This window comes from Vibrio sp. TRT 2004 (assembly GCF_050113735.1).
Classification (GTDB): Bacteria; Pseudomonadota; Gammaproteobacteria; order Enterobacterales; family Vibrionaceae; genus Vibrio.
Map to the genome: position 1 here is coordinate 25,411 of NZ_JBNJOH010000028.1, position 22,288 is coordinate 47,698.

General features: G+C 44.6%; 14 protein-coding genes, 1 tRNA gene, 1 pseudogene, 1 CRISPR repeat array and 1 riboswitch. Of the genes and pseudogenes, 4 read left to right on the plus strand and 12 right to left on the minus strand.

Annotated elements, in window-relative coordinates:
• Window positions 1-48: 48 nt before the first annotated feature.
• Window positions 49-1,038, minus strand: coding sequence for a GTP 3',8-cyclase MoaA (gene moaA / locus ACQEXR_RS12435; protein ID WP_426953130.1), 990 nt, complete (start codon window positions 1,036-1,038; stop codon window positions 49-51).
• Window positions 1,027-1,163: riboswitch (molybdenum cofactor riboswitch) on the minus strand. It overlaps the preceding gene by 12 nt.
• Window positions 1,164-1,331: 168 nt before the next feature.
• On the opposite strand from moaA, the gene ACQEXR_RS12440 reads away from it, so the two are divergent.
• Entirely contained in the window at window positions 1,332-2,219 is an 888-nt protein-coding gene (locus tag ACQEXR_RS12440) for a YvcK family protein (RefSeq protein WP_138973607.1), read from the plus strand.
• Here the strand turns inward: ACQEXR_RS12440 and luxU are convergent.
• The 3 genes from luxU to uvrB all read right to left on the minus strand — a co-directional run bounded on the left by luxU (window position 2,205) and on the right by uvrB (window position 6,235).
• Window positions 2,205-2,546 carry a quorum-sensing phosphorelay protein LuxU gene (luxU, locus tag ACQEXR_RS12445; RefSeq protein ID WP_331417371.1) on the minus strand — a complete coding sequence of 114 codons (342 nt, stop codon included), beginning with the start codon at window positions 2,544-2,546 and terminating at the stop codon, window positions 2,205-2,207. The two genes, ACQEXR_RS12440 and luxU, sit on opposite strands and share 15 nt — an antisense overlap.
• Window positions 2,546-3,940, minus strand: coding sequence for a quorum-sensing sigma-54 dependent transcriptional regulator LuxO (gene luxO, locus ACQEXR_RS12450; protein ID WP_331417370.1), 1,395 nt, complete (start codon window positions 3,938-3,940; stop codon window positions 2,546-2,548). Before luxO ends, luxU begins: the two co-directional genes overlap by 1 nt.
• Before the next feature lie 264 nt (window positions 3,941-4,204).
• Window positions 4,205-6,235: an excinuclease ABC subunit UvrB gene (gene uvrB / locus ACQEXR_RS12455; RefSeq protein ID WP_427020439.1), complete on the minus strand. Its 2,031-nt coding sequence runs from the start codon at window positions 6,233-6,235 to the stop codon at window positions 4,205-4,207.
• Window positions 6,236-6,772: 537 nt separating this feature from the next.
• On the opposite strand from uvrB, the gene ACQEXR_RS12460 reads away from it, so the two are divergent.
• Window positions 6,773-6,848, plus strand: a tRNA-Asn gene (locus ACQEXR_RS12460).
• A gap of 165 nt (window positions 6,849-7,013) precedes the next feature.
• A pseudogene (locus tag ACQEXR_RS12465) lies at window positions 7,014-8,145 on the plus strand (integrase arm-type DNA-binding domain-containing protein).
• 224 nt (window positions 8,146-8,369) lie between these two features.
• A CRISPR array of direct repeats spans window positions 8,370-10,317; the repeat unit is 28 nt; unit sequence TTTCTAAGCTGCCTGTGCGGCAGTGAAC.
• Between the two features lie 154 nt (window positions 10,318-10,471).
• Here ACQEXR_RS12465 and cas6f read toward each other — a convergent pair.
• The 7 genes from cas6f to ACQEXR_RS12500 all read right to left on the minus strand — a co-directional run bounded on the left by cas6f (window position 10,472) and on the right by ACQEXR_RS12500 (window position 20,130).
• Window positions 10,472-11,110, minus strand: coding sequence for a type I-F CRISPR-associated endoribonuclease Cas6/Csy4 (gene cas6f, locus ACQEXR_RS12470; protein WP_427020440.1), 639 nt, complete (start codon window positions 11,108-11,110; stop codon window positions 10,472-10,474).
• Between the two features lie 9 nt (window positions 11,111-11,119).
• Window positions 11,120-12,103 (minus strand): type I-F CRISPR-associated protein Csy3, encoded by a 984-nt coding sequence (gene csy3 / locus ACQEXR_RS12475; protein WP_331417367.1) that lies wholly within the window; start codon window positions 12,101-12,103, stop codon window positions 11,120-11,122.
• Between the two features lie 18 nt (window positions 12,104-12,121).
• Entirely contained in the window at window positions 12,122-13,114 is a 993-nt protein-coding gene (csy2, locus tag ACQEXR_RS12480) for a type I-F CRISPR-associated protein Csy2 (RefSeq protein ID WP_331417366.1), read from the minus strand.
• Window position 13,115: 1 nt separating this feature from the next.
• A complete protein-coding gene (gene csy1 / locus ACQEXR_RS12485; protein ID WP_427020441.1) occupies window positions 13,116-14,468 on the minus strand; it encodes a type I-F CRISPR-associated protein Csy1 in 1,353 nt (450 codons plus the stop codon).
• Entirely contained in the window at window positions 14,453-17,842 is a 3,390-nt protein-coding gene (gene cas3f / locus ACQEXR_RS12490; protein ID WP_427020442.1) for a type I-F CRISPR-associated helicase Cas3f, read from the minus strand. The genes csy1 and cas3f overlap by 16 nt, the downstream gene beginning before the upstream one ends.
• Before the next feature lie 368 nt (window positions 17,843-18,210).
• The gene (cas1f, locus tag ACQEXR_RS12495; protein WP_427020443.1) at window positions 18,211-19,179 is read right to left on the minus strand and encodes a type I-F CRISPR-associated endonuclease Cas1f; all 969 of its coding nucleotides are present in this window, start codon (window positions 19,177-19,179) and stop codon (window positions 18,211-18,213) included.
• Window positions 19,180-19,293: 114 nt separating this feature from the next.
• Window positions 19,294-20,130, minus strand: coding sequence for a WYL domain-containing protein (locus ACQEXR_RS12500; RefSeq protein ID WP_427020444.1), 837 nt, complete (start codon window positions 20,128-20,130; stop codon window positions 19,294-19,296).
• A gap of 529 nt (window positions 20,131-20,659) precedes the next feature.
• Here ACQEXR_RS12500 and ACQEXR_RS12505 point away from each other — a divergent pair.
• Window positions 20,660-21,526, plus strand: coding sequence for a universal stress protein (locus tag ACQEXR_RS12505; RefSeq protein ID WP_427020445.1), 867 nt, complete (start codon window positions 20,660-20,662; stop codon window positions 21,524-21,526).
• A 185-nt stretch (window positions 21,527-21,711) separates the two neighbouring features.
• Here ACQEXR_RS12505 and ACQEXR_RS12510 read toward each other — a convergent pair whose 3' ends face one another.
• Entirely contained in the window at window positions 21,712-22,275 is a 564-nt protein-coding gene (locus tag ACQEXR_RS12510; protein ID WP_427020446.1) for a mechanosensitive ion channel family protein, read from the minus strand.
• Window positions 22,276-22,288 lie beyond the last annotated feature (13 nt).

The following is a 22,288-nucleotide window of genomic DNA, read 5'->3' on the forward strand; positions in this document are numbered from 1 at the left end:
TTCGCACCCTGCTGTCACTGAAGTGCGTTATATGTTTGTTGACGTGTATTAGCCGCCAATTGAGGCCAAGTGCGGGGTCATACCTGAATTTCCATCGTGAAGGAAGTGGCTGACCGACTTGGTTTGCAGCTGTGCTTGGATTCGTTCAATTAGCTCGGTTTCTTGCGTATCTTGCTGAAGTAAGTCGCGTAACTCGATGCCATGATCACCAAATAGGCACAAGTGAAGCTTACCCGTTGCCGATACTCGCAAACGATTACAGCTTTCACAGAAGTCTTTTTCATACGGCATAATCAAGCCGATTTCGCCTTGGTAATCAGGGTGGACAAAGACTTGCGCCGGACCGTCGTTTTTATCACGGACTTTAAGTAACCAACCATTTGCAATCAGTTGATTACGAATCGCAACGCCTGAAACATGGTGGCGCTTAAATAATTCATCCATTTCACCGGTTTTCATTAATTCGATAAAACGTAATTGAATCGGTCTGTCTTTAATCCAGTTTAGAAAGGCAGGTAACTCGTGAGCATTGAGATCTTTCATCAACACAACATTTACTTTGACCTGCTCGTAGCCCACTTCAAACGCACGATCAATTCCTGCCATAACCTGAGTGAACTTGTTCTCACCGGTGATCTGATGAAACATGCGAGGATCTAAGCTATCAACACTCACATTGACGTGAGTAAGACCAGCTTGCTTCCACTCAGCGACCTGCTTCTCCATACGATAGCCATTGGTCGTAGTTGCAACTTTTTGAATACCGTCAGTCGAGGCGATGGTATGAATTATGTCGGTGAAATCTTTGCGTAAGCTCGGCTCACCACCAGTGATACGAACTTTTGACGTGCCACAATCAGCAAACGCGCGTACGACACGCTTAATCTCTGGTAAGGCTAGAAAAGACGAGTTTTTTTGCCCGGAAGGTTGATAACCATCAGGCAGGCAGTATGTGCATTTAAAGTTACAGACATCTGTAACAGAAAGACGCAAGTAGTAAAACTTGCGATGAAATCTATCTTCGAATTGTTGCGCCACGGAACACCTTTCCAAACACGGGAGGCATAATCATTTCCAATTATGCCCTTGTGACAACGCGTCACTGGCTCAAAACGCTTATTCAGTATGAACTTAGCTTTGTGAGCTCGGAGTTATGGCAACTACCCCTATATTGGGTAGTAGCTTTACATTAAAATACTTAATAATTGTACGTGATTCTACCCTCTAAACGAAAAAATCATGCTTAGAGCCCAAATTACCTATTATTGAGTATTTGATGTTAATGCAATAATCTAAATTGTAGTTGGTTATGAATAAAATAGAAGCTCAGCATGACAGTTTACGCTAGCAAGAAAGTCGTCGCAGTCGGTGGAGGCCATGGCCTTGGTCGCATGCTTGCGGCGCTAAAAGATTTTGGCAGCAACGCCACGGGTATCGTTGCAACCACAGATAATGGTGGTTCGACAGGACGGATCCGCCATTGTCAGGGAGGAATAGCTTGGGGAGATACACGTAACTGTATCAACCAGTTGATTACCGATCCTTCCATCAGTTCAATGATGTTTGAATATCGATTTAAAGGCGCGGGCGAACTCGATGGCCATAATCTCGGCAACCTGATGCTAACGGCACTTGACAACCTTTCCGTTCGTCCATTAGACGCCACAAATCTTATACGCAATATGCTGAAAGTCGATGTGAATATCATTCCTATGTCGGAACATCCTTCAGATCTAAAGGCATTGGCACCGAACGGTCGCTGGGTGACCGGAGAAACCAGTGTTGACGAGATGCCGGATAAACTTCTCAGGCTGGATTTGGAACCCGAAGTGCCCGCCACAAAAGAAGGTGTTATCGCACTAGAACAGGCCGATGCTATTATTCTCGGCCCAGGTAGCTTTTTGACCAGTATCATGCCGCCATTACTGCTGCCGGAGATTGGTCGTGCTATTGCCAATAACCGTAAGGCAAAATTGGTCTTCGTAGAAAACCTCTCTGCCGAACACGGCCCTGCAGGAAAAATGACACTTCAAGAGAAGCTCGAATGGTGTGAGCGCTCATGCCAAGGTCGACGAATTGACGTAGTGCTGGGTGAAGAGCCTCATCCAGAACTTGAAGAGTGGAACTGCGTCACGACGCCGTTAGCATCACCAAACCGTGATTGGCGCCATGATCGAAGCAAACTCCAGCAAGCAATAGAGTACTTACTGTGTGAGTAATTGTTGGTATCTCTGCTCAGTTTGATTGAGCAGAGATAGCATTTTGTCTTTGTGATCAGCAAGCTCAAGCGTCGCGCCCGTCTTTCCTCGCGCATCAAGTTCAATCGAGTAAGCACACAACGCTTCTGCCCCAAAACTTGCGGCGCTGCTCTTTAAAGCGTGGCTGATTTCCTTGAGATACGCCTGCTGCCCTTCTCCTTCTTGTTGAGATAAGGTCTCAATATACATAGCAAGCTCGTTCAAAAATATCTCTAGCAACACTGGCACGTTTTCAGGGCCAATCTCACTCGCCAGCCTGTCAATCTTACTTTGGTTCAAAATATCCACTATTGCACTTCCTTCGCGTTCCAAGCCTGTAGCTTACGGTAGATAGTCGACGGACTGACATCTAAATAACCAGCGGCTTTGGGAATATTGCCATCACACGCTTTAATGGCTTGCTCTATCGCATTTTTCTCGGTTAACCATAGAGGGAAGATATCTTGTACCGAGACCGTTTCGCTTTGCGCTAATGGGACTCTAATCTCATTGGTCGCAGGCTTATTCAACGGTGGTGGCAACATCTCTAACAATATTTCCCTGCCGTTGTTGAGCACTACAACGTTGCGCAATACGTTCTGTAACTGACGCACGTTACCAGGCCATTCGTAGCGAGCAAAACGTTCAACAACATCCGGTGCTAACCGGACAAAATCTTTCCCCTCTTCCTTAGACATAAAGCCCAATAGAGAGTACGCAATCTCAATGATATCATCACCACGTTCTCTCAAAGGAGGTAGATGAAGTGGGATAACGTAGAGGCGGTAGTACAAGTCTTCGCGAAAACGCCCTTCCTCCACCTCTTTCCAAGGGTCGCGGTTCGTTGCGCATACAAAACGTACATCGACACTTTTCATCTTAGAAGATCCGACCTTTTGGAAGGTACCTGTCTGGATGAATCTCAACAGTTTCGTTTGCAACTCTAGATCCATCTCACACAACTCATCGAGGAATAGCGTACCTCCATCTGCCAACTCAGCCGCACCTTGTCGGTCAGTCGCAGCACCAGTAAATGCCCCTTTAACATGACCAAACAACTCACTTTCAATCAGATCTTTCGGGATTGCAGCACAGTTAATCGCTATAAAAGGTTTATCCCCACGTTTGCTTGTCGCGTGAATCGCTTCTGCACACACTTCTTTACCGGTGCCACTTTCGCCAGTTATAAAGATGCTCGCCTTACTCGCCGCTGCGGAATCTATGGTTCGATAGACCGCTTGCATGGTTTGGCTACTGCCAATAAAACCTTGATAACCTTGGCTTGAAAGACTGTCACCTTCGTTCTTTAACTTATTCGCTTTGCGTAAAGCATTGTTCACGGTGACACGCAAACGGTCCGCTTCACAGGGCTTAATCAAAAAATCCTGAGCGCCATGGCGCATTGCTTCAACCGCAGTATCAATTGAACCGTGTGCAGTCATAAAGATAACTGGAACATCTGGGTTCTTCTCTTTGACCGCATGAAGTACATCCATGCCTGTCATATCAGGCAAACGTAGGTCAAGAAGGATCAAATCAGGGGTTCGAAAGTTGAGACTTTCGATAGCATCACGCCCAGTGCCGACGATGTTGATGTCGATCTGAAGTGGAGTAAGATATGAGCGGTAGAGTGCGGCGACGGAAGCCGTATCCTCTACCATAAGCAGATATTTTGATTTTTGTGTTTGAGTATTATGTTGCATAACCTAGCCATGGTTTGTTTGCATCTTGTACAATCATTGCATTGCGCTTTGCAATTTGCAATTCAAATACCCAAAAATGACCTATTTGAGTGAAATATGGCTCATTTTGACCGCAAAAATTTTGGCACACTATATGCTATCAATTTCAATGACCCTAACGGGTCACCTAGCCAACTGACGTTGTTAGTGAATTTTATATTCACAAATTACAGCCAATAGATTAACGATTTCTATTGGCTATTTTTTTAGTCCTGCACCAACCAATTAGCTGTTAGTAATAAACTTTTGTCTTAACCGATCTATCTGATCACGCATCTCCGCCGCCCGTTCAAACTCCAGATCTTGAGCATGTTGATACATCTGCGCTTCAAGCTTCGCGATCTCTTTATCAAGCTGCTGAGGTGTCATTACATCGTAGCTTTGTGAGGACTCAGCCACTTTAGACAACGGCACGGTTTTGCTCACTCGCTGCTTCTTGCTCTTAGCAATATCACCCAGTTCCATAATGTCTTTGACATTACGCTTAAGCGCTTGAGGCTCAATACCCATTTTCTGGTTGTACTCTTGCTGCTTCTCTCGACGACGGTTGGTCTCATCCATCGCCTTTTCCATCGATTTAGTGATCCGATCCGCATACAAAATCGCTTTGCCAGCAACATTTCGCGCTGCACGACCTATGGTCTGAATCAGTGAGCGCTCGGAGCGTAAGAAGCCTTCTTTATCCGCATCTAAAATCGCCACTAAAGAGACTTCAGGCATATCAAGACCTTCTCGCAATAAGTTGATACCGACAAGCACATCAAACTCACCAAGACGTAAATCACGAATGATTTCTACCCGTTCTACAGTATCAATATCTGAGTGAAGGTAGCGAACCTTTACATCATGCTCAGTGAGGTACTCTGTGAGATCCTCAGCCATACGTTTAGTTAACGTCGTCACAAGTACTCGTTCATCCTTGGCTGAACGAATACGAATTTCTGAGAGAAGATCATCAACCTGAGTTGCAACCGGACGAACCTCCAACTCGGGATCAAGCAAACCCGTTGGACGCACTACCTGATCGGCCACTTCGCCATCCGACTTCTCCAGCTCATAGTTACCAGGAGTCGCAGAAACAAAGATAGTTTGGGGAGCCAAAGATTCAAACTCTTCGAACTTCAGTGGGCGGTTGTCCAGTGCGGAAGGTAAACGAAAGCCAAATTCCACCAGCGTTTCTTTTCTAGAGCGATCACCTTTAAACATTGCGCCTATTTGCGGCACAGTCACATGGGACTCATCAATGATGAGCAGGCCATCGTGAGGTAAGTAGTCAAAGAGCGTCGGAGGCGGCTCGCCTTCTTTGCGGCCACTAAGATAACGGGAATAGTTTTCGATACCTGAGCAAAACCCAAGCTCATTCATCATCTCAATGTCAAACTGGGTACGCTGGGAAATACGCTGCTCTTCTAGCAATTTATTATTTTCTAGTAAATATTTTTTGCGCCCTTCCAGCTCGACCTTAATCTCTTCGATGGCATCAAGAATTCGATCTCTCGGCGTAACATAGTGGGTTTTGGGATAGATGGTATATCGCGCTAAGTCACGTTGCTTGACCGCCCCAGTAAGCGGGTCGAAGACACTGATACAGTCAATCTCGTCATCAAACATCTCGATACGCACTGCGTCCTGATCCGATTCTGCCGGAAAAATATCAATCACTTCCCCACGGACTCGAAACTGACCTCGCTCAAATGCGACATCATTACGACTGTACTGAAGCTCCGCTAAACGACGCAGGATATCCCTCTGATCCATCATGTCTCCACGACGAATGTGAAGCATCATCTTTAGATAAGACTCAGGATCACCCAAACCATAGATCGCAGAGACTGATGCTACAATGATGGCATCTTTACGCTCTAACAGCGCTTTTGTTGCTGAGAGACGCATCTGCTCAATATGAGCATTGACGGAAGCATCTTTTTCAATAAACGTATCTGTCGTTGGAACGTAAGCCTCTGGCTGGTAATAATCGTAGTAAGAGACAAAGAACTCAACAGCATTGTTAGGGAAAAAGGATTTCATTTCGCCATACAACTGGGCGGCCAACGTTTTATTCGGGGCAAGTAAAATAGCGGGACGTTGCGCCGTCGCAATAACATTAGCTAACGTAAATGTCTTACCCGACCCTGTCACACCCAGCAAAGTTTGGTGAGCTAAACCCGCATCTAGCCCATCTAGCAACTGGCTGATCGCAGTCGGCTGATCACCAGAAGGCTGATAATCAGACACTAAATCAAATACTTTACTCATGACGCATCTCTGTCCTTGGCTGAGGGAAGGCTTCTATTGTGTCTGTATATATATACAGACTCAAGAGCCGATTATAAAATTAATCGCTGTTTTGCTTAAAGTCGTACCTTATGGCTAGATCATTCACTTCAATCCTGATATTATTCTTCGCCCTGCTAGAGATCTCCCTCTTAAAATCCCGAATAAATACTCACAGCTTATTCACATTTTTTGCCATTTTTGCATTCAACCCACAATTACAGCCGAGATTTTCACGTCGGTAATCTAAGTGAATAAATTCTAAAAATCCTTATTTAGTAAGCCATTAGATCCAATGCTCTCTGAGTATCAATTCCATCAAGCTTGCATAAATCTGACTTACTCAAAATTAACACACACACTTATCCACAATTTTGGTGGATAAGTAAATATAGCCCTTGGTGGATAAGGGCTACAGAAAAGTAAAGACTTTTTTCTACATTTTAATTCACTTATTTTGCCGTTTGATAGTTGACACCTGAATAGGTGCTCGCTAACATTCGCAGCACAAAATGCAATTCCCCCTTAGTTCAGTTGGTAGAACGGCGGACTGTTAATCCGTATGTCGCAGGTTCGAGTCCCGCAGGGGGAGCCAAATTCAAGAAGAAAGACGTCCTAGGACGTCTTTCTTTGTATCTAAAGCTAGCTATTTCAAGGGATTGCGTTCTCTTAACGTCTTTTCCTGACTCGTACTGGCTTAGAAGTTTAGGTACACAAATAGGTACATTGTCCGTATGTTCCAATTTACGGTGTACCAATCATGGCAAGAACGACTAAATCTTTAACAGACAAACAAATCTCTAACGCTAAACCACAAAATAAAGAGTACACGCTCTTTGATGGTAACGGTCTTCGTCTACGTGTAAAACCAAACGGTACAAAGACATGGCTATTCAACTATACACGTCTACATAACGGTAAACGCGCCAACATGACGTTTGGTAGCTACCCTAGCCTTTCCCTTAATAATGCCAGAAAGAAGGCTCTAGGCGCTATAGAAACACTGCAAGCAGGCATTGACCCACAAGTCAAACTCAAAAACCAACAAACAATAGAGCAACAGCGCTTACTATCTACATTCGCTGAAGTCACAAACAGTTGGTTAACGGTAAAGAGCGCAACCATCAGTGAAAAAACAAAGGTCAACCTTCAGCGAGCTTTAAATCTTCATCTGCTACCGAAGCTTGGCAACACTCCTATCACTGAGCTTACTGCACCTCTAGTGATAAATACCCTTCAACCACTTCAGGCTAAAGGACACCTAGAAACACTGAAAAAGATCTGCCAACGTGTGAACAAAATTATGAGTTTTGCTCAGAATAAGGGACTTATTGAGTACAACCCTTTAGCCAAAATCAGTTCTGCGTTCTTGAAACCTACCGTCACCAATATGAAATCAATAAGTGCCGACGAACTTCCTGAGTTAATGAGAACCCTAGGACGGGCCAGTATCATGTATACCACTCGATGTATGATTGAATGGCAACTGCATACCATGACCCGACCTATTGAGACAGCGCAAGCTCGTTGGGATGAAATTGATTGGGATGAAAAAAATAAATGGTGGAAGCGAATACATATTCGCTTCCTATAAAGACCCGATGAGGCCGAGTAACAGCCAAACGGCTAACATCGCCCTTAAACGTATGGGCCTTAAAGACCGTTTGGTTTCCCATGGTCTAAGAGCTCTGGCTAGCACTACGCTAAATGAAACTAAACTCTTTCATAATGATGTCATTGAACTAGCACTAGCTCACGTGGACAAAAACCAAATTCGTGGTATTTACAACTGGGCTTTATATCTTAACCAACGTAGAGAAATGTTACGCTGGTGGAGTAACTACATCGAAGAGGCTTCGAAGGGGAACTTTTCCATTTGTGCAACTAGCTAGTCAATAACATTCATCGTGAATTAGGCTGCCAACATCGCTGACAACCTAATTTGTATAGGTATCAGAATTATAACAATATTAACTATTTATGAATTAACTATTTGTGAATGTACTTCTCTTTCTCTGTCATACTCCAAACTCAAAAAAGTAGGCAGAGATACCTATTTCTTAGGTCAGATTGTCGTGTTTCGCTAGCTCCATCCGTCTCATATTTGATCACTAGGTTTCTAAGCTGCCTGTGCGGCAGTGAACAAAAGCGTGATGATTACGTTGGCGTTTCTAATTTTCTAAGCTGCCTATACGGCAGTGAACTCGATCAAATCATCACTCGTACATTCTGGTCGTTTCTAAGCTGCCTATACGGCAGTGAACACGTACTAGATAACTGCCTGAATGACCATCGTTTTCTAAGCTGCCTATACGGCAGTGAACTTACAGACTTAGGCTGACGGACTTTCTTGTTTTTTCTAAGCTGCCTGTGCGGCAGTGAACTAGCGGCTCTCAAGACGCTTACCGATTACACATTTCTAAGCTGCCTGTGCGGCAGTGAACCAGGAACGGTTTGGAGGCGTTCGCACTCTATATTTCTAAGCTGCCTGTGCGGCAGTGAACTTTTAGAACCGTTTAGTATCTTCTCAATCCAATTTCTAAGCTGCCTGTGCGGCAGTGAACAAATTCTTGCGCCATCTCACCACTTCCATTTTTTTCTAAGCTGCCTGTGCGGCAGTGAACAAATACAACATAAATCTTTGCATCATTCTTGATTTCTAAGCTGCCTGTGCGGCAGTGAACAAAACGTTATCGGCGAAATGATGGATGCTACATTTCTAAGCTGCCTGTGCGGCAGTGAACTGGCTTACGCCAGCATTAAAAGCCTTGCAAACTTTCTAAGCTGCCTGTGCGGCAGTGAACTCAAAGCCCGAATCAATCGCCCCACTCTCTTCTTTCTAAGCTGCCTGTGCGGCAGTGAACGACTACTTAAAGACGGATGCTTTGCAGTTAGATTTCTAAGCTGCCTGTGCGGCAGTGAACATTGGGATATTGACTGGTCTAGCATTGACTTGTTTCTAAGCTGCCTGTGCGGCAGTGAACACAAGGCGAGAAAAGGAAATCCGAATTCAATCTTTCTAAGCTGCCTGTGCGGCAGTGAACTACAAGAATACATGGAAGAACATGCGCAAGTTTTTCTAAGCTGCCTGTGCGGCAGTGAACCACAGTAAGTGAGTAATAAAGTGAAAGCTGAATTTCTAAGCTGCCTGTGCGGCAGTGAACGAAGGGCAAGTTTACTCAGCAGGCTCTCAGGCTTTCTAAGCTGCCTGTGCGGCAGTGAACTTAGGTTGCCAATTGGAATGCCTGTTCCGGTTTTTCTAAGCTGCCTGTGCGGCAGTGAACTTGAAGCCGAGTACCCAATTCAAATTAACTCTTTTCTAAGCTGCCTGTGCGGCAGTGAACAAGGTAAGGTTAAATTTAAGGCGTTTAAAAATTTTCTAAGCTGCCTGTGCGGCAGTGAACGGTGGTTGCAATGATGAGAGTAATTCGCCACATTTCTAAGCTGCCTGTGCGGCAGTGAACTTAGTATTGTACTGCGATGCCAAGCAAAAGATTTTCTAAGCTGCCTGTGCGGCAGTGAACGAGTGCTAGATTTGCCGACATCAATCCCTATTTTTCTAAGCTGCCTGTGCGGCAGTGAACTTAAGGATGGAAGGCTAATGCTTGTGCCAGCGTTTCTAAGCTGCCTGTGCGGCAGTGAACGATCGAAAACTCGTTGATAAAGTTGTCTTGGTTTTCTAAGCTGCCTGTGCGGCAGTGAACCACATAGAGGGGCGTTTCCGACTCTTCAAGGTTTTCTAAGCTGCCTGTGCGGCAGTGAACTGCCCGCGCGTCGAACTGGAGCAACGAGCCGTTTTCTAAGCTGCCTGTGCGGCAGTGAACTTTAGATTGGTGTCGTAGTTATCCGGATAAACTTTCTAAGCTGCCTGTGCGGCAGTGAACTTAAACGCCTTAAATTTAACCTTGCCACCAAATTTCTAAGCTGCCTGTGCGGCAGTGAACGCGTCTACGATGGCTCTGATTACGTTTTTGTATTTCTAAGCTGCCTGTGCGGCAGTGAACGAGGCGGACCTACGCGAGGCGGACCTATACGATTTCTAAGCTGCCTGTGCGGCAGTGAACAATAGAATAAACCAATAAAAATAAGCTGCAACAGGCTATTAGGATAAAAATTGTCATTTTACCTTGTTAAAAACCGCCTGCTGCAACCATTTGTATTTAAAGCACATTTTTAAAGAGTAAAAATAAAGGGTAAAACTACCTTTTTTCGTTCAATTTAAAAGTGCGGTACGGTCGCCAATACTGACTGCCCATGCGTTTTGCTGCTCAAACCATAGCAATCAAAGCTCCCATCTTGTGATGTGCTTTGCTGCTGCATCTCAATAAACAGCGGGAACTTGCTGTTTTTATCTGGTGAGCGCTGCTTGGTTTGCTGGCTATGCAAGTAAATAAAGGGCAAAGAGCACAATGCTGTCGGCTTGCTTTGTTGCAAATCCGCTAGACATTCCACCAGCGATTTACCGGATTTTGCTGCCCATAGTTCGGCTTTTTGCTGCATATCCCGCTCTATTCGTTCGGGCGATTTCACCTGCTTGCGTACAAAGCTTACGTAAGTCACATCGTTTGGTACGGGTTTTACCCCTTTGATGTGCACATAGTCTTCTAGCCGAGTTAGCCAGCGGTGGATATCCAACTTTTCCAATGTCGCTTGCTCTTTTGCAAAGAGACGCAACTTACTGCCAAGCGGAAACTGCGCTTGACGATAATCAGGAAAACCGACCGCAACCAAAGATTGGTTACTAGCCACTTTGTGCTCCACCAAAGCAATATGCACCTGTTGAAAGACGTTTTGCCAGAGAAAGCCCAAGGCAATGTCGGCATCTGGCAATAGAGTGATCTCTTGGTAGTAGTTCATGACAACTCCTTATTCACCAAACACACCACCGCGGATCAACATCGCCATGACATAATGTTGCGACTCCAACGATGGTGTTTTCCCTTTTAGTAGCCACGCATCTAACAAGTTATAAAAATCCGTTTTTTCCTTTGGCTGGCGATATGCTGCGCCACGATTCGTGACTGAGCCGTAAGGTTCTACGGCAATCGCGCCTATTTCATCAGCTTGCGGATGCCATGTATCAATGGTTCTTAGGGCATTGCCAATTTTTTGCGAGTGCATTGCTGCCTGACCGTCAAGTTGATATAAAAACTTGCTCTTATCACCTTTACCTGCCCCCATTACTAACTCTTGTGAAGGGAAAACCGTTTGACCTTGCCCTAATTGGCTATAAGCCTCGACTTTGATCAATGCATGACGCTCAATCAAACCTTGCTGAATAATTTGAGCTAACTCGTTCAGTTTTTCACCGCTGTCAAAGTCTCTTAAACTAAACTCGTAGCTATCGAAGCTAAATTGCTTTTCACCCACGCTCACGACAACTTTAACTTGCTCAGCGCCAACGCGATTACGCCATAAAAAGCGCCCATTTGCGATATTGTGGGCATAGCGCTTTGCCAGCTCTTTAAATTCCGTTTCTATTTGGTACTGCTTTACGATCTCACCGAGTGCCGCTTGGTAAGCAGGGTTATTACAGGTAGACGGCACATGTAAACCACTTAATATACGTAGGGTGAAAACTAATTTAAGCGTGTCGCAATTATGAGGTAATGCGGCGACATCAACGGTTTGTAAATTCGCTTTTGATACTTCGGCATCTAATTTTGCAGGGTCATTGGCCGTTGCCGCCTTTAGACGGTTAGAAATCGTGCCTCGAACGGCTTTTTCACCCACGAGAATAGGCAGCCAAGTGGCTTCATTCATATTGCCCGCAAACATTAGTGCATCAGAAGGGAGTAATTTCGCTTCAAAAGCCAATACCGAAGGCGTTGTTAGTTTTACGTCTGCCATAGTTAAATCTCCATATTCTTAAAAATCATCTGGGTTAAACGCCGCTTCGCTATCGATGAAGTCAGGCTCAATGATGGGTTGTATAAAGTTATTTGTGGTCGCAATGTACCAAGGGTGATTGTCCACGTAATGCCATAGTGCAGTTTCGATGCTTTGCAGGCGGTGTACGCTTAGCCACTCCCCCACACTGTATGTTGTTTCAGCAAAAGTCACAGGTACAGTGTTGTCTCGGACGTTGGCCACTTCGCCAGATGCATATAAGGGGGAAATGGCACAATATCCTGTAGCAATTGGTACTAGATAGCCCGGCTTTGGCTTGGCTACATAGCTCCATTGCGCTTTGATAGCTGTCGCCTCTATATCGCGATTTTCTTCAAATTGTTCGGATTCAGTTTGACTGGCACGATAGGTTAACTGAGCAAAATCGCACCATGCATCGAATAAACAAGCATCATCTTGTTCCGCTTTTAATTGCTCATAGTGCTCAGCAAGATAGTCATGGCGATCGATAAGCACAAACCCCGGCATTAAACGGCGCACTGCATAGGCTTGCTTTTCTTCGGTATTTAACAGCTCGCAAGATTCAAAGCCGAGTATTTGCCCACCTGCCAACCTTAAGGTTGGGATCAACTGATTAAGCTGAGCTTTAAGCTCGGCTTCTGTGAGTGTGTCGCCTGCCACTAGCCCTTTGACTTCAACCAATAAAGACACTTGCATGTTCATGCGGCCTTCTTCATTAATCGGGGCCGTTTTACCTTGGTGAGAAAGCGGGTTACGTGTTAGTGCAAAAACAAAATCTCCCCACCCTTTGGGTTGACGAGCATGGACTTGATTTTTGTGACTCACTACCACGACACCACCTAAATGAACATTCAAGATTGACGGTAACTTCCTAGAAAGGGCATGTGCGAAACCTAAAAAGTTGGTGATTGCTGGAAAACCATAGGTAAGCCCTGCAATGGCGTTAGCGTTTTGCACATTGAGCTTTTTGATTAATACATATTGGCTCATTTTATTGACCTCCCCATTTTGGCGTGTGCCGTTCAAACGCTTTTAACTGCTGAAAACACAATTTTTTGAAGTAGTGATGCTCTTTGTCTCCTAGGATATAGACATCTTTGTTTTCTAACTTTCTCAGCAACCAAGTGGCAAAATCGTTGGCAACTTCCTCTAACCATTCACCTTTTTCGCGCTCTGCTTGAAACGCAGGGTGACGATTAAATACATCAAGCCACAAACGATGTGCTTTTTTCATTTTGGCTGAAGGCTCTGTCGACCAGCCTGTTATTTCGGTTTGGTTTTGTAGTAAAGCAGCACGTTCAAACATGGTGTCTAATATGGGCTGTGTGTACCAGAAGTCACGCTTGTAACGGGTTTTAAAGTTACGGTCACTGTCCTTTGAGTTGGCTAAAAATGCTTTAAACTCTTTAATGTGTTGCGCAGTTTGATAACTGAACTCTCGATTAAAAAAGCTAGTGTGTTGCGCTGGTGATGTGATCTGGTCTTGGTACGTAGGCGGCGCACAATTGAGTAAAAAACTTTGCCCATAACGCTCGCTATTTAACTGCGAGATATTTTGTGGCTTTGAGCCTCCAAAATTCTGAATAGCAGTCGCGACAAAACTGACAGAATCTTGTGGGTGATAATGCCCTTTTTTACGCGCTTCTTTTATTGCTTTAGCTTCATCGCCAAAACGGGTTTGAGTAATTGCATTATGCAGTTTATGGGCAAGCGCTGAAGAGGTTAATGGCACTAATAAGTGATATGCCTGTGCATCTTGGTTACCTTGCTTCACTGGGTAATAAAGCTGCTTGGTTAAAGTATGCCCGGCGAGTTTTGCATCGCCCAGCGCTTCGTTAAAGCCCGATTGCCATTCGTTTAACAACCACTCATCTTGGGTAAACGGTTTTAAAGCACTAAGGTGATTCGCTTGTAATTGTGTTACTAAACTTTCGCCTTTTACTTCTATCTTTAACAATTTTGCCACATCAAGAGCAGCCGCATTACCTACCGCATCAATGGTTTTTGTTTTAAGGCAACTTGTTGTTACGTAACTGCTATTCACCTCATACTGTGTCACTAATATGCTGCTAGCTTTAGCATCACTGTGAGTAAATTTTGCAGCGTGAGTTGCCAAACTGATTTGCTTGGCACGTTTTGCTGCATCAGTTAACCAGATAGCAGGTTTAAACGCCTCTTCAATTGGCGTTGCTTGCTCTGCATAATCGGCTTTAGCTTTTGCTATCTCAACCGGATCGTCGCTTTTATCGAGCACTTTGTTTAAGGCTTTTAAAAGTGGCTCGAGCTTAGTTTGCTTGCGTTGCTCGATATAATCGGCAATGGCATCGCTCAAGGTGTTGTCCATTCGTCTTCCTTCGTTGTTATATCCTGATAAATACCCAGTTGTGGGTGCCAACTCCAGGTAATAGATTGTTCATTTTGTTCTGCCCGCAAACTCACTTCGCCGAGTTGTTCACTGGCCCGTTGTAAGGTTGAATTAAGTGCATTAGCGTAATGCTGGTAAGTATCGAGCACACTGTGTGAAAACCACCAATGACACCCTTGTGCTAAAGGGGGGTTATCTTGTGTAAAACGCGTTTCTTTGCTGACGTAACAATACGGTTTTTTGCTGGTATCAAGTTGGCTCCAACATAGCGCCTCATCTTCGACGCGCAAAACAAACGCTTCTTGTGGCTGCGATTGTCTGAATTCCGTTTGGCGAATAAATTCGGCATTCCAGTGGGCATCATGTGGGTGAGTTGAGCGCCACCAAAGGTTGGCTTCTTTGTCGTTGCGGTAAAACTGCTTTTGATAATTATCTCCGCCTATCTTTTCTAACGTAAATCTAAGCGCTCTATGCTCTTGTACCAAAAAGTTCGTCACTTTATTGGCTTGTTTACCAGTGCTGTGGACGTCAAACATAAAATCTCCACCCTTGAAATTAGGCTCAGTGATTCGCGATATCGCCGATATATTTTCAAGCTCCGTATCCAGCAAATGATTAAGATCGTGCTCAGCAAGCGGCAAGGCTTTACTTTCAAAACCGGGTTTACAATAGGCCGTTGATTCACCATTCAGAGCGCGAATATTCTGATTCAGCACATACAAATTATTATCGCTTGGCACTTGTTGGCGGTGGCGTTGAATACGGCCTGCCAGTTGGATCAATGATCGCATTGAGCTTGGCTCAGCTATTGCCCAGTCATAATCGTGGTCACGTCCAACTTCTACTACCGACGTACCCATGACCACAAAAACTAAGTTATTTGCTTTGCTGGCTTTTAATGCCTTGTTAATTTCTGGCTGCTGCCAAAGATCACTCTCATTATGTCGTGACAATATATTATCGAGGCGTGTTTCTTTATAAGAGCGAAGTGCCAAAGGATATTGAGAATGGTACACACAATAATATATTTCATGATCTGGCATGGCTGGCATCGCAAGCAGTGCTTTTGCCATGGTGACCATCGGATTAATGTTTGCCAGTCGCACGACCCCTAGCGACACCTTTTTACCACATGGGCTTTGTGTATGGTGCGCAGCGTGTAGTCGATGCATGTTGGTGTAAATCGTCTGAGCGACTTGTTGATACACGGAACTCGCTTTAGCTGGCTCTAGTTTAATAATCTGGCCTTTCCTCAACACTTTCTGCTGTTTTTGCAGTTTTGCAATGCGTTTATCTACATAGATTTTGTGTTGCTCAAGGTAACTGTCTTTGTCACTGATTTCTTTTGTTATACTCGAAAACTCGTCAATCCATGCGCACACCACAGAGCCATTTTGATTGTCGCCAAACTGCGCTTGATTAAACTGTTGCCTTCCACTTTGATAGGCATCAAATAGATTTTTAATCAATGCTGGTGGCAAGGTAGCCGATGACAGTAGCACTCGAGAGCCAAGCATCCCCGCCCAGTTCACCAACCGGCATAGTGCTGGTAAATCTTCTAAACCAAAGTCATCTGGCTCGTCGAGCACTAAATCGGAGGTTAACAAACGTAGCATAGGTGCGATCTGCTTACCGCCACGCTTACTTTCAGTCGCTGGCATTAAATGATCTATCGTACTGACAACAACAGGAGCACTAACTAGCTGCTCTAGCTTGGGGCTACTACTTAGCCAATGCTTGAGCCGACCATCGTAAATTTGACCTTGGTAGCTAACATAAAGGTCAGCAAATAAGTCATCCGCCGATTCACTCCCAGACCCAACGATTTCTTGTTCTTTGCTTAACTGATGAAGGGTTTTTACCGCTTGAGAGCCAACAAGTACCGCCAATTCATCATCGCCTAATTTTAAAAGATCTCTGTAGGCATCTCCCGTTTGTAAAGTGAGCGTTCTCAATCCCAATGCTACTGAAAATCGGCAACCCTCCCTTTCGTCAGCCAAAGCGTACATGATACGAGCATTTGCAATGGTTTTACCGCAGCCAGTTGACGCCATATTGACTCCAAAAAAACCTCTTTTTTCGGATTCTTTTGCAACCGTTTTAATTTCGCCAAACGCTTTATCTTGCCAACGATACTTTGCTTGTTCGGCACTTTTAGTAAACAACCTGTGTTGCGTAATAGCGGGCAAAGTCATTTTAAGCGCTGGTAAATTTTGAATAAAACGCTGCGTATTAGACGCTACGCCAATGTTGTGTTCATCAAGCTGTTGCTTCGCCGAACTTTTTCCCGAGCTTGCTGTTTTATCTGTGTTTGCAATAGGTTGGTAATTTATGTCACGCCATGCCGTTTTACATTTTTCAATAGGCAATGATGAATAATAGTGGTCTGCCAGCATCAAACTCATTCGCGCAATATGGGAAACAAAGCTTTGGCCTAACCAATCTGAGTTCTTAGCGCTAAAAATCGGATTTTTTAGTGCTCTTATCGCCAGTTTTTGTGCCTTATTTTGCCAAGTACGGCTTAATAAAGGTGTGCCAAATTTAAACAGCCAGTTTTGCGTAACCGCTTCTGCACTGTAAACATTTAGATCAAGGGCATTCGCTGAATTCCAATGGCTGGAAGCGCATGTGTTTAACCATTGATCCATTTGTTCTATTCGTGATTCGCAACGGTGATCTAAGGGCAGTCTGTGGTGTGACACCACTAACCAAGCGACAAGCTTTGCCAAAGGCGATAAATGCTCAAACACACGTTGTTGCTTTTCGTGATCCTTGCACAGGTTTCTGAGCATAGATTGCTCTAACTCTGCCGCTTTTGTAGCAGAAAGCGTTGCCAATTCTGTGAGCCAAGCTTCATCTGCTTTACCTTTGACAAGGGCTTCAAATAACCTCAGTGATACCCATTCATGGCGATACGGTTCACCTTTTTGCTTGGTTTTTCCGGCTAGTTTAGCTTGAAATAAGTTGTTGGCTTTACCGAAGTCATGAAACAAACCTGCTATGCTTGCTGCCAGCAATATGACTTCATTAAGCTGCCACCCTTGTTCCCATTCTTTGTGTTCAAGATTTAGCGCGGTTCTATTGACTGGTACCACACCTTCCAAAGTAAATTTCCGCCTATTACCCACTACCCACAAAAACTGGCTGCGCGAACGGGAGCGGATCCAGTGACAACTAACAGCAGTGCTGCGGCTGGCGGTTTGGCGAAGCATTTTTTTCACCGTGAGTAACCCTTCTTCGGTAATGAGGGTTTGCCAGGTGTTATCGCCAATGCGGTTGGCGAAGGCATCCAGTACACGGCGGGTTTTCTTGAGGGCGTTTTTCTCGCATTGACTGACAAAGGTGACTATCATTTTGTTAATTCCAAATCAACTCAGCAAGCGCTTAATTTCATTGACAACCTTCAACAACATTAAACATGTTAATGTATTCTCTGGCTTCAACATCAACGTCTTTAGCCGAAAAGCTAATATCCCTACATAATTTTTGATAAGGCAATAAATACTGATCAATCTTTTCATTAAAACACCGTACGTTTCAAAGTTCACAAAACATACAATACAGAACCACCAGAAAAAAATCAACCTAATAAGTACTTATATATAAATTTGATTATTTGCCTTTGTTAATCCAGATAGGTACTATCTCTTCACTGCTATGTAGCAGCTTAGAAATAATATGTACTCAGACTCCACTACCATGCAGGTAGCCAGGTGCGGCATTAAGCCGCGCCACTCTTTTCAAGCGCGATGTTTTTCACTGTGTCAAACATGAAGTCGAGCGCTTTGTGTTCGATGAAGGCTTGCAGAATTTGTTGGCGAAACTCTTGTTCGCTGGCGTTCTCTTTGGCGCAAACAAAAGCCCACGGCAGCACAATGGCATCTTTGATTAAGTCCGCGACATCAAATACCAAAGCACCACGGCGGGTTTTGCCATGCATGACGGCAAAACCGTGCGGAATGCCCAGCACCCACAGGCAGCTTGCCGCAAGCCCGTAGGCTAAATAGTTGCCGTGATTGAGAAAATCGTTGGCTTTGTCGGTGCATTTTTTATCCGGCTGATGCTGACGCGTAAAGCCTTCTTTGCCTGTGTTATTGGCGGCGTACTTGTACAGAGCTTTGGTGAGTTGCGCTTCAGTGAGGAGCAGATCGGCTGGTTTACTCGCGGCTTCAGTACGTTGGTGAAAGGTATCAAGGGATTGCTTGATGACTTCATCTTGTAGATTAAATTTCTCATGGGTTAATTCTCGATCGGAGCGCCAAACACGCTGCAAATAATCAATCCGTGCGTTTTGAAATTGTTTGGCGGCGGCCAAGCGCTTTTCATCATCAAACCAGAATGAGAGCCAGCCTTGTAAGTATTCTGTTGGGCGATATTCGCTCTGTGGCGTGAACCATTCCACCTCGCAAGCCATGTGCAATGGCGTACCGCCGCCGCCACAAAATCCGACCAATACGCCAGCCTGTGAGAGCATGCGCATTGCGGCTTGAGTAATGGAGGTGCCGTTGCCGAGCATGAGTACGGTAGTATTGGCAATCGGAATATTGAAGTAGAGGTTTTCTTTGTCGGCTTCGGTCAAATAGAGCACGCGGCCATCTTTTTGCATCACACGGCAATATTCCAAGTAATACATATTGGCGCGCTTTGAGTGTAGGATGACTTTAAGATCGGAGGATGAGAGATCGTCCATAACTTGCTCCATGTTTCACGGTTATGCATACACTTTATGTGATTGTTGCTAAAGCTCAATCCTGCACATTTATTCAGGTAAAGTGACTTTACCTAAGCGTCCCTTGCCCTCGCTTTAACGTTCAAATAACCAGGGTTTGACGTCACGTGGGTTAAGCAAAATCAGTTGTTGGGCTTCTGGCGTGCCTTCGAGATAGTGGGTTTTTACTTGCATCTCTTTGAGTAGGTAATCGACCAATGCAGCGCGCGTGGTTATGCGCAGTTGTCCGTTTTCCATTTGGTAATCGTGGGCGATGACTTCTTTTTGCTCGTCATTTAAACGTGGATCAGGGGCGAAAATTAATACCACCTGCGTATTCCAAACCAGATCATCCTCTTTGGTGTGCTCAGAAGCATCGAGTAACTCAACATCACCGCGGCAGCGGCTTAAGACCAAATCGCGATAGCCCTGCGATTTTTCACAATAACCACGAACATGCCAACGCAAACCAGTTTTAACCAATGTATGGGGGTGGAAAATTCGCCCTTCCCATTCGGGATTGGACAGTGACACATAGCCAAGCTCAAGGCGTTTTTGCTGACGAATCGCTGCCGTTAGCGCTGCAATCACCTGTGGTGCAACATAACGCTGTGGAACGGAGCTGTGCTCACCCAGTACTGCATTGAATGATGACTGAGGTGCATAAAACTGACCCGTGCTGAACCACTGCAAATAATGCTCAAGCGAGTGTTTGGGGGCTTCAAAGAGATATTGCGCGCTAAATTGATAAGGACCAGACACCATCTTCTTTAACCGTTCAGGATGTTGCTCTTGGTAGGCTCGGATATCCTGATAGGCTTGTTGGCGGGTAATCGAAAACTGATCGACCAGATCTTTGTTACGAACATAGCCTTGCCACACGGCAAGCATTTCTAAAAATCGATGCCGTTCTTGAAGAGTGTGTATGGTCAAGCTGTATATACCTATCGTCTAACAATGAGCATAACGTAGCATAATCAATAAGATGTGTTCATGATTATTTCGACATTACACATCGAAAATCACAATAATGGAATGAGGGATATCGAGCAAGGAATGTATTTCAAAGTATAACTTTGAAAACGACTGCAACTTTGCTCCAAAGCCATAATGGAGAATTTTAGAGTGGCACAACTTTTACTGAAGCATTCGAAACTGGATGCACCATTCGTTGAGTTAGAATTGGTCTTAAAAGGAGGTAGAAGGTAAGCTTCGTTCCTTGCCGACTGGCTAAAGCGAATCTAGCCATTATTAAACGTTTCTATATCTTCCCCTATCGTTAGCGGAAAACATGCTTTGCTATTGGTCGAGGTCATGAGGCTAGGTGAAGTATGATATCAATCGGCTGGTCACCAATATTTCTATTGGTGTGCCAATTAAAACTTGACTAAGCTTGGTTACAGGATTAAATCCCTTCTATACAAAGACTTATTGTCGCATTTAATCGCAAATGGATATTGAAATGAATGCAGTCTACCTATTGACCAAGGTCAGTGCCAAACCATCACGTCGGGTGTTAAAGAAAGCGGTTCTTTTTGCTCTGGCATCCAACAAGTCCTTGCGTATCTACGCTGAAGACTACAGGCGCAGTGAGGAGCACACCTTTCTAGACTTTCTCCTTCACTCTGAAGAAAGTTCTGTTCGTTACGATGATTACTTTATGCAGTGGTGTGATTCTGTCTTAGAGCAAATCGAAGAGATTCGAGCAGAGTATGAACTGGCCGCACTCGAAGTAAATTTCGAACTACTTTCGGGCAGTAACTGGGAGAAGCAACTCACTCACCAATGTCAGGGATACAACGATCTGTTTCTTATTGATTACGCCAAAGGCGTACTGGCACCACAGATACTTAGAAAGCTCTCTAGTCAAAGTAACGACATACTACTGCTGACCGAAAAAAAATGGTCACAGAAATTGAAGCTCGCCACCGCTATTGACCCACTTCATCGTGGGGACAAAAACGCCGAAATTGATAAAGCGATTATCAACCGCAGTATAGATATTGGCTCTAGACTCAACGCCAGTACCACCCTCGTCTATTGTCAGTATGTCGCACCTTATCTATATCGTTACTCAAAAGAGATTCTCTCCAACCAAAAGCTAGCGATACAAGAATTTCTCAATCTCAATAAGTTTTATCAGCTTCCTTTGCGACTGATTGAAGCGAACCCAGAAGAAGGTTTGCCTAATGCGGCAAACTCACTCGACGCTTCTATTTTGGCAATGGGGGCGTGTAAACGGACCGCGTTGTCTCGCTATTGGTCTGGTAGCACCGTGGATGTTTTGATAGCCAACCCGCCATGTGATTTATTGCTTATCACCAAGTAGACAACCTAAAGCACGATGGCAAAGCCTACGGATTAACCATAGCGATCATTGCTATCAATACGATTAAAAAACGCCAAAAGAGCATGGTAACTCTTTTGGCGTCAACTCCGTTTAGGCTTTTTTCGACTCTCTAACGATGGTGAGGGCACCATCTAGATGTATATCACGTTGTGGGTAAGCGATTGTTATGTCGTGCTGTTTGAACCTCTTACCAATTTATCCCTCAGAGTCCAGTTAATCACCGTATTTTCAAGCAGTTTACTATTAGGAATCAGCATATGAACCCCATCAACACGTCGAATTCGTGTCGAGCGAGTGTTAATTTGTTCCACTGTTCCTTTTGCCCCTTCAACCTCCAGAAAGTCACCAATACGAATCGGTTTTTCACCTATCAATATCCAACCACTGATAAAGTTGTTAATGATATTCTGCGCACCAAAACCAAATCCAATCGCTATAGCACCGGAAAGAAAGGCAAATGCGGTGATAGGAATGTTCAGCATTGATAACGTGGTAAGGAAAATAACACCAAGTGCGAAAACAAAGAGCACTCGCTCGATTAAGTGCACTATATTTGGGTCCTTACCCGATGATGTTAGTTTTGCACGAACGCCTTTTATGAGTAACTTAGAGACCCATAAACTGACCACAACCCAAGTGGGTACCGCCAGAATAGCCCATAGTGTCACTGGTTGATCGTTAAAGGTAAAAAGTGTCATTTCCAACCAAGAAATTACCCTTTCCAACATACTCATCCCTCTT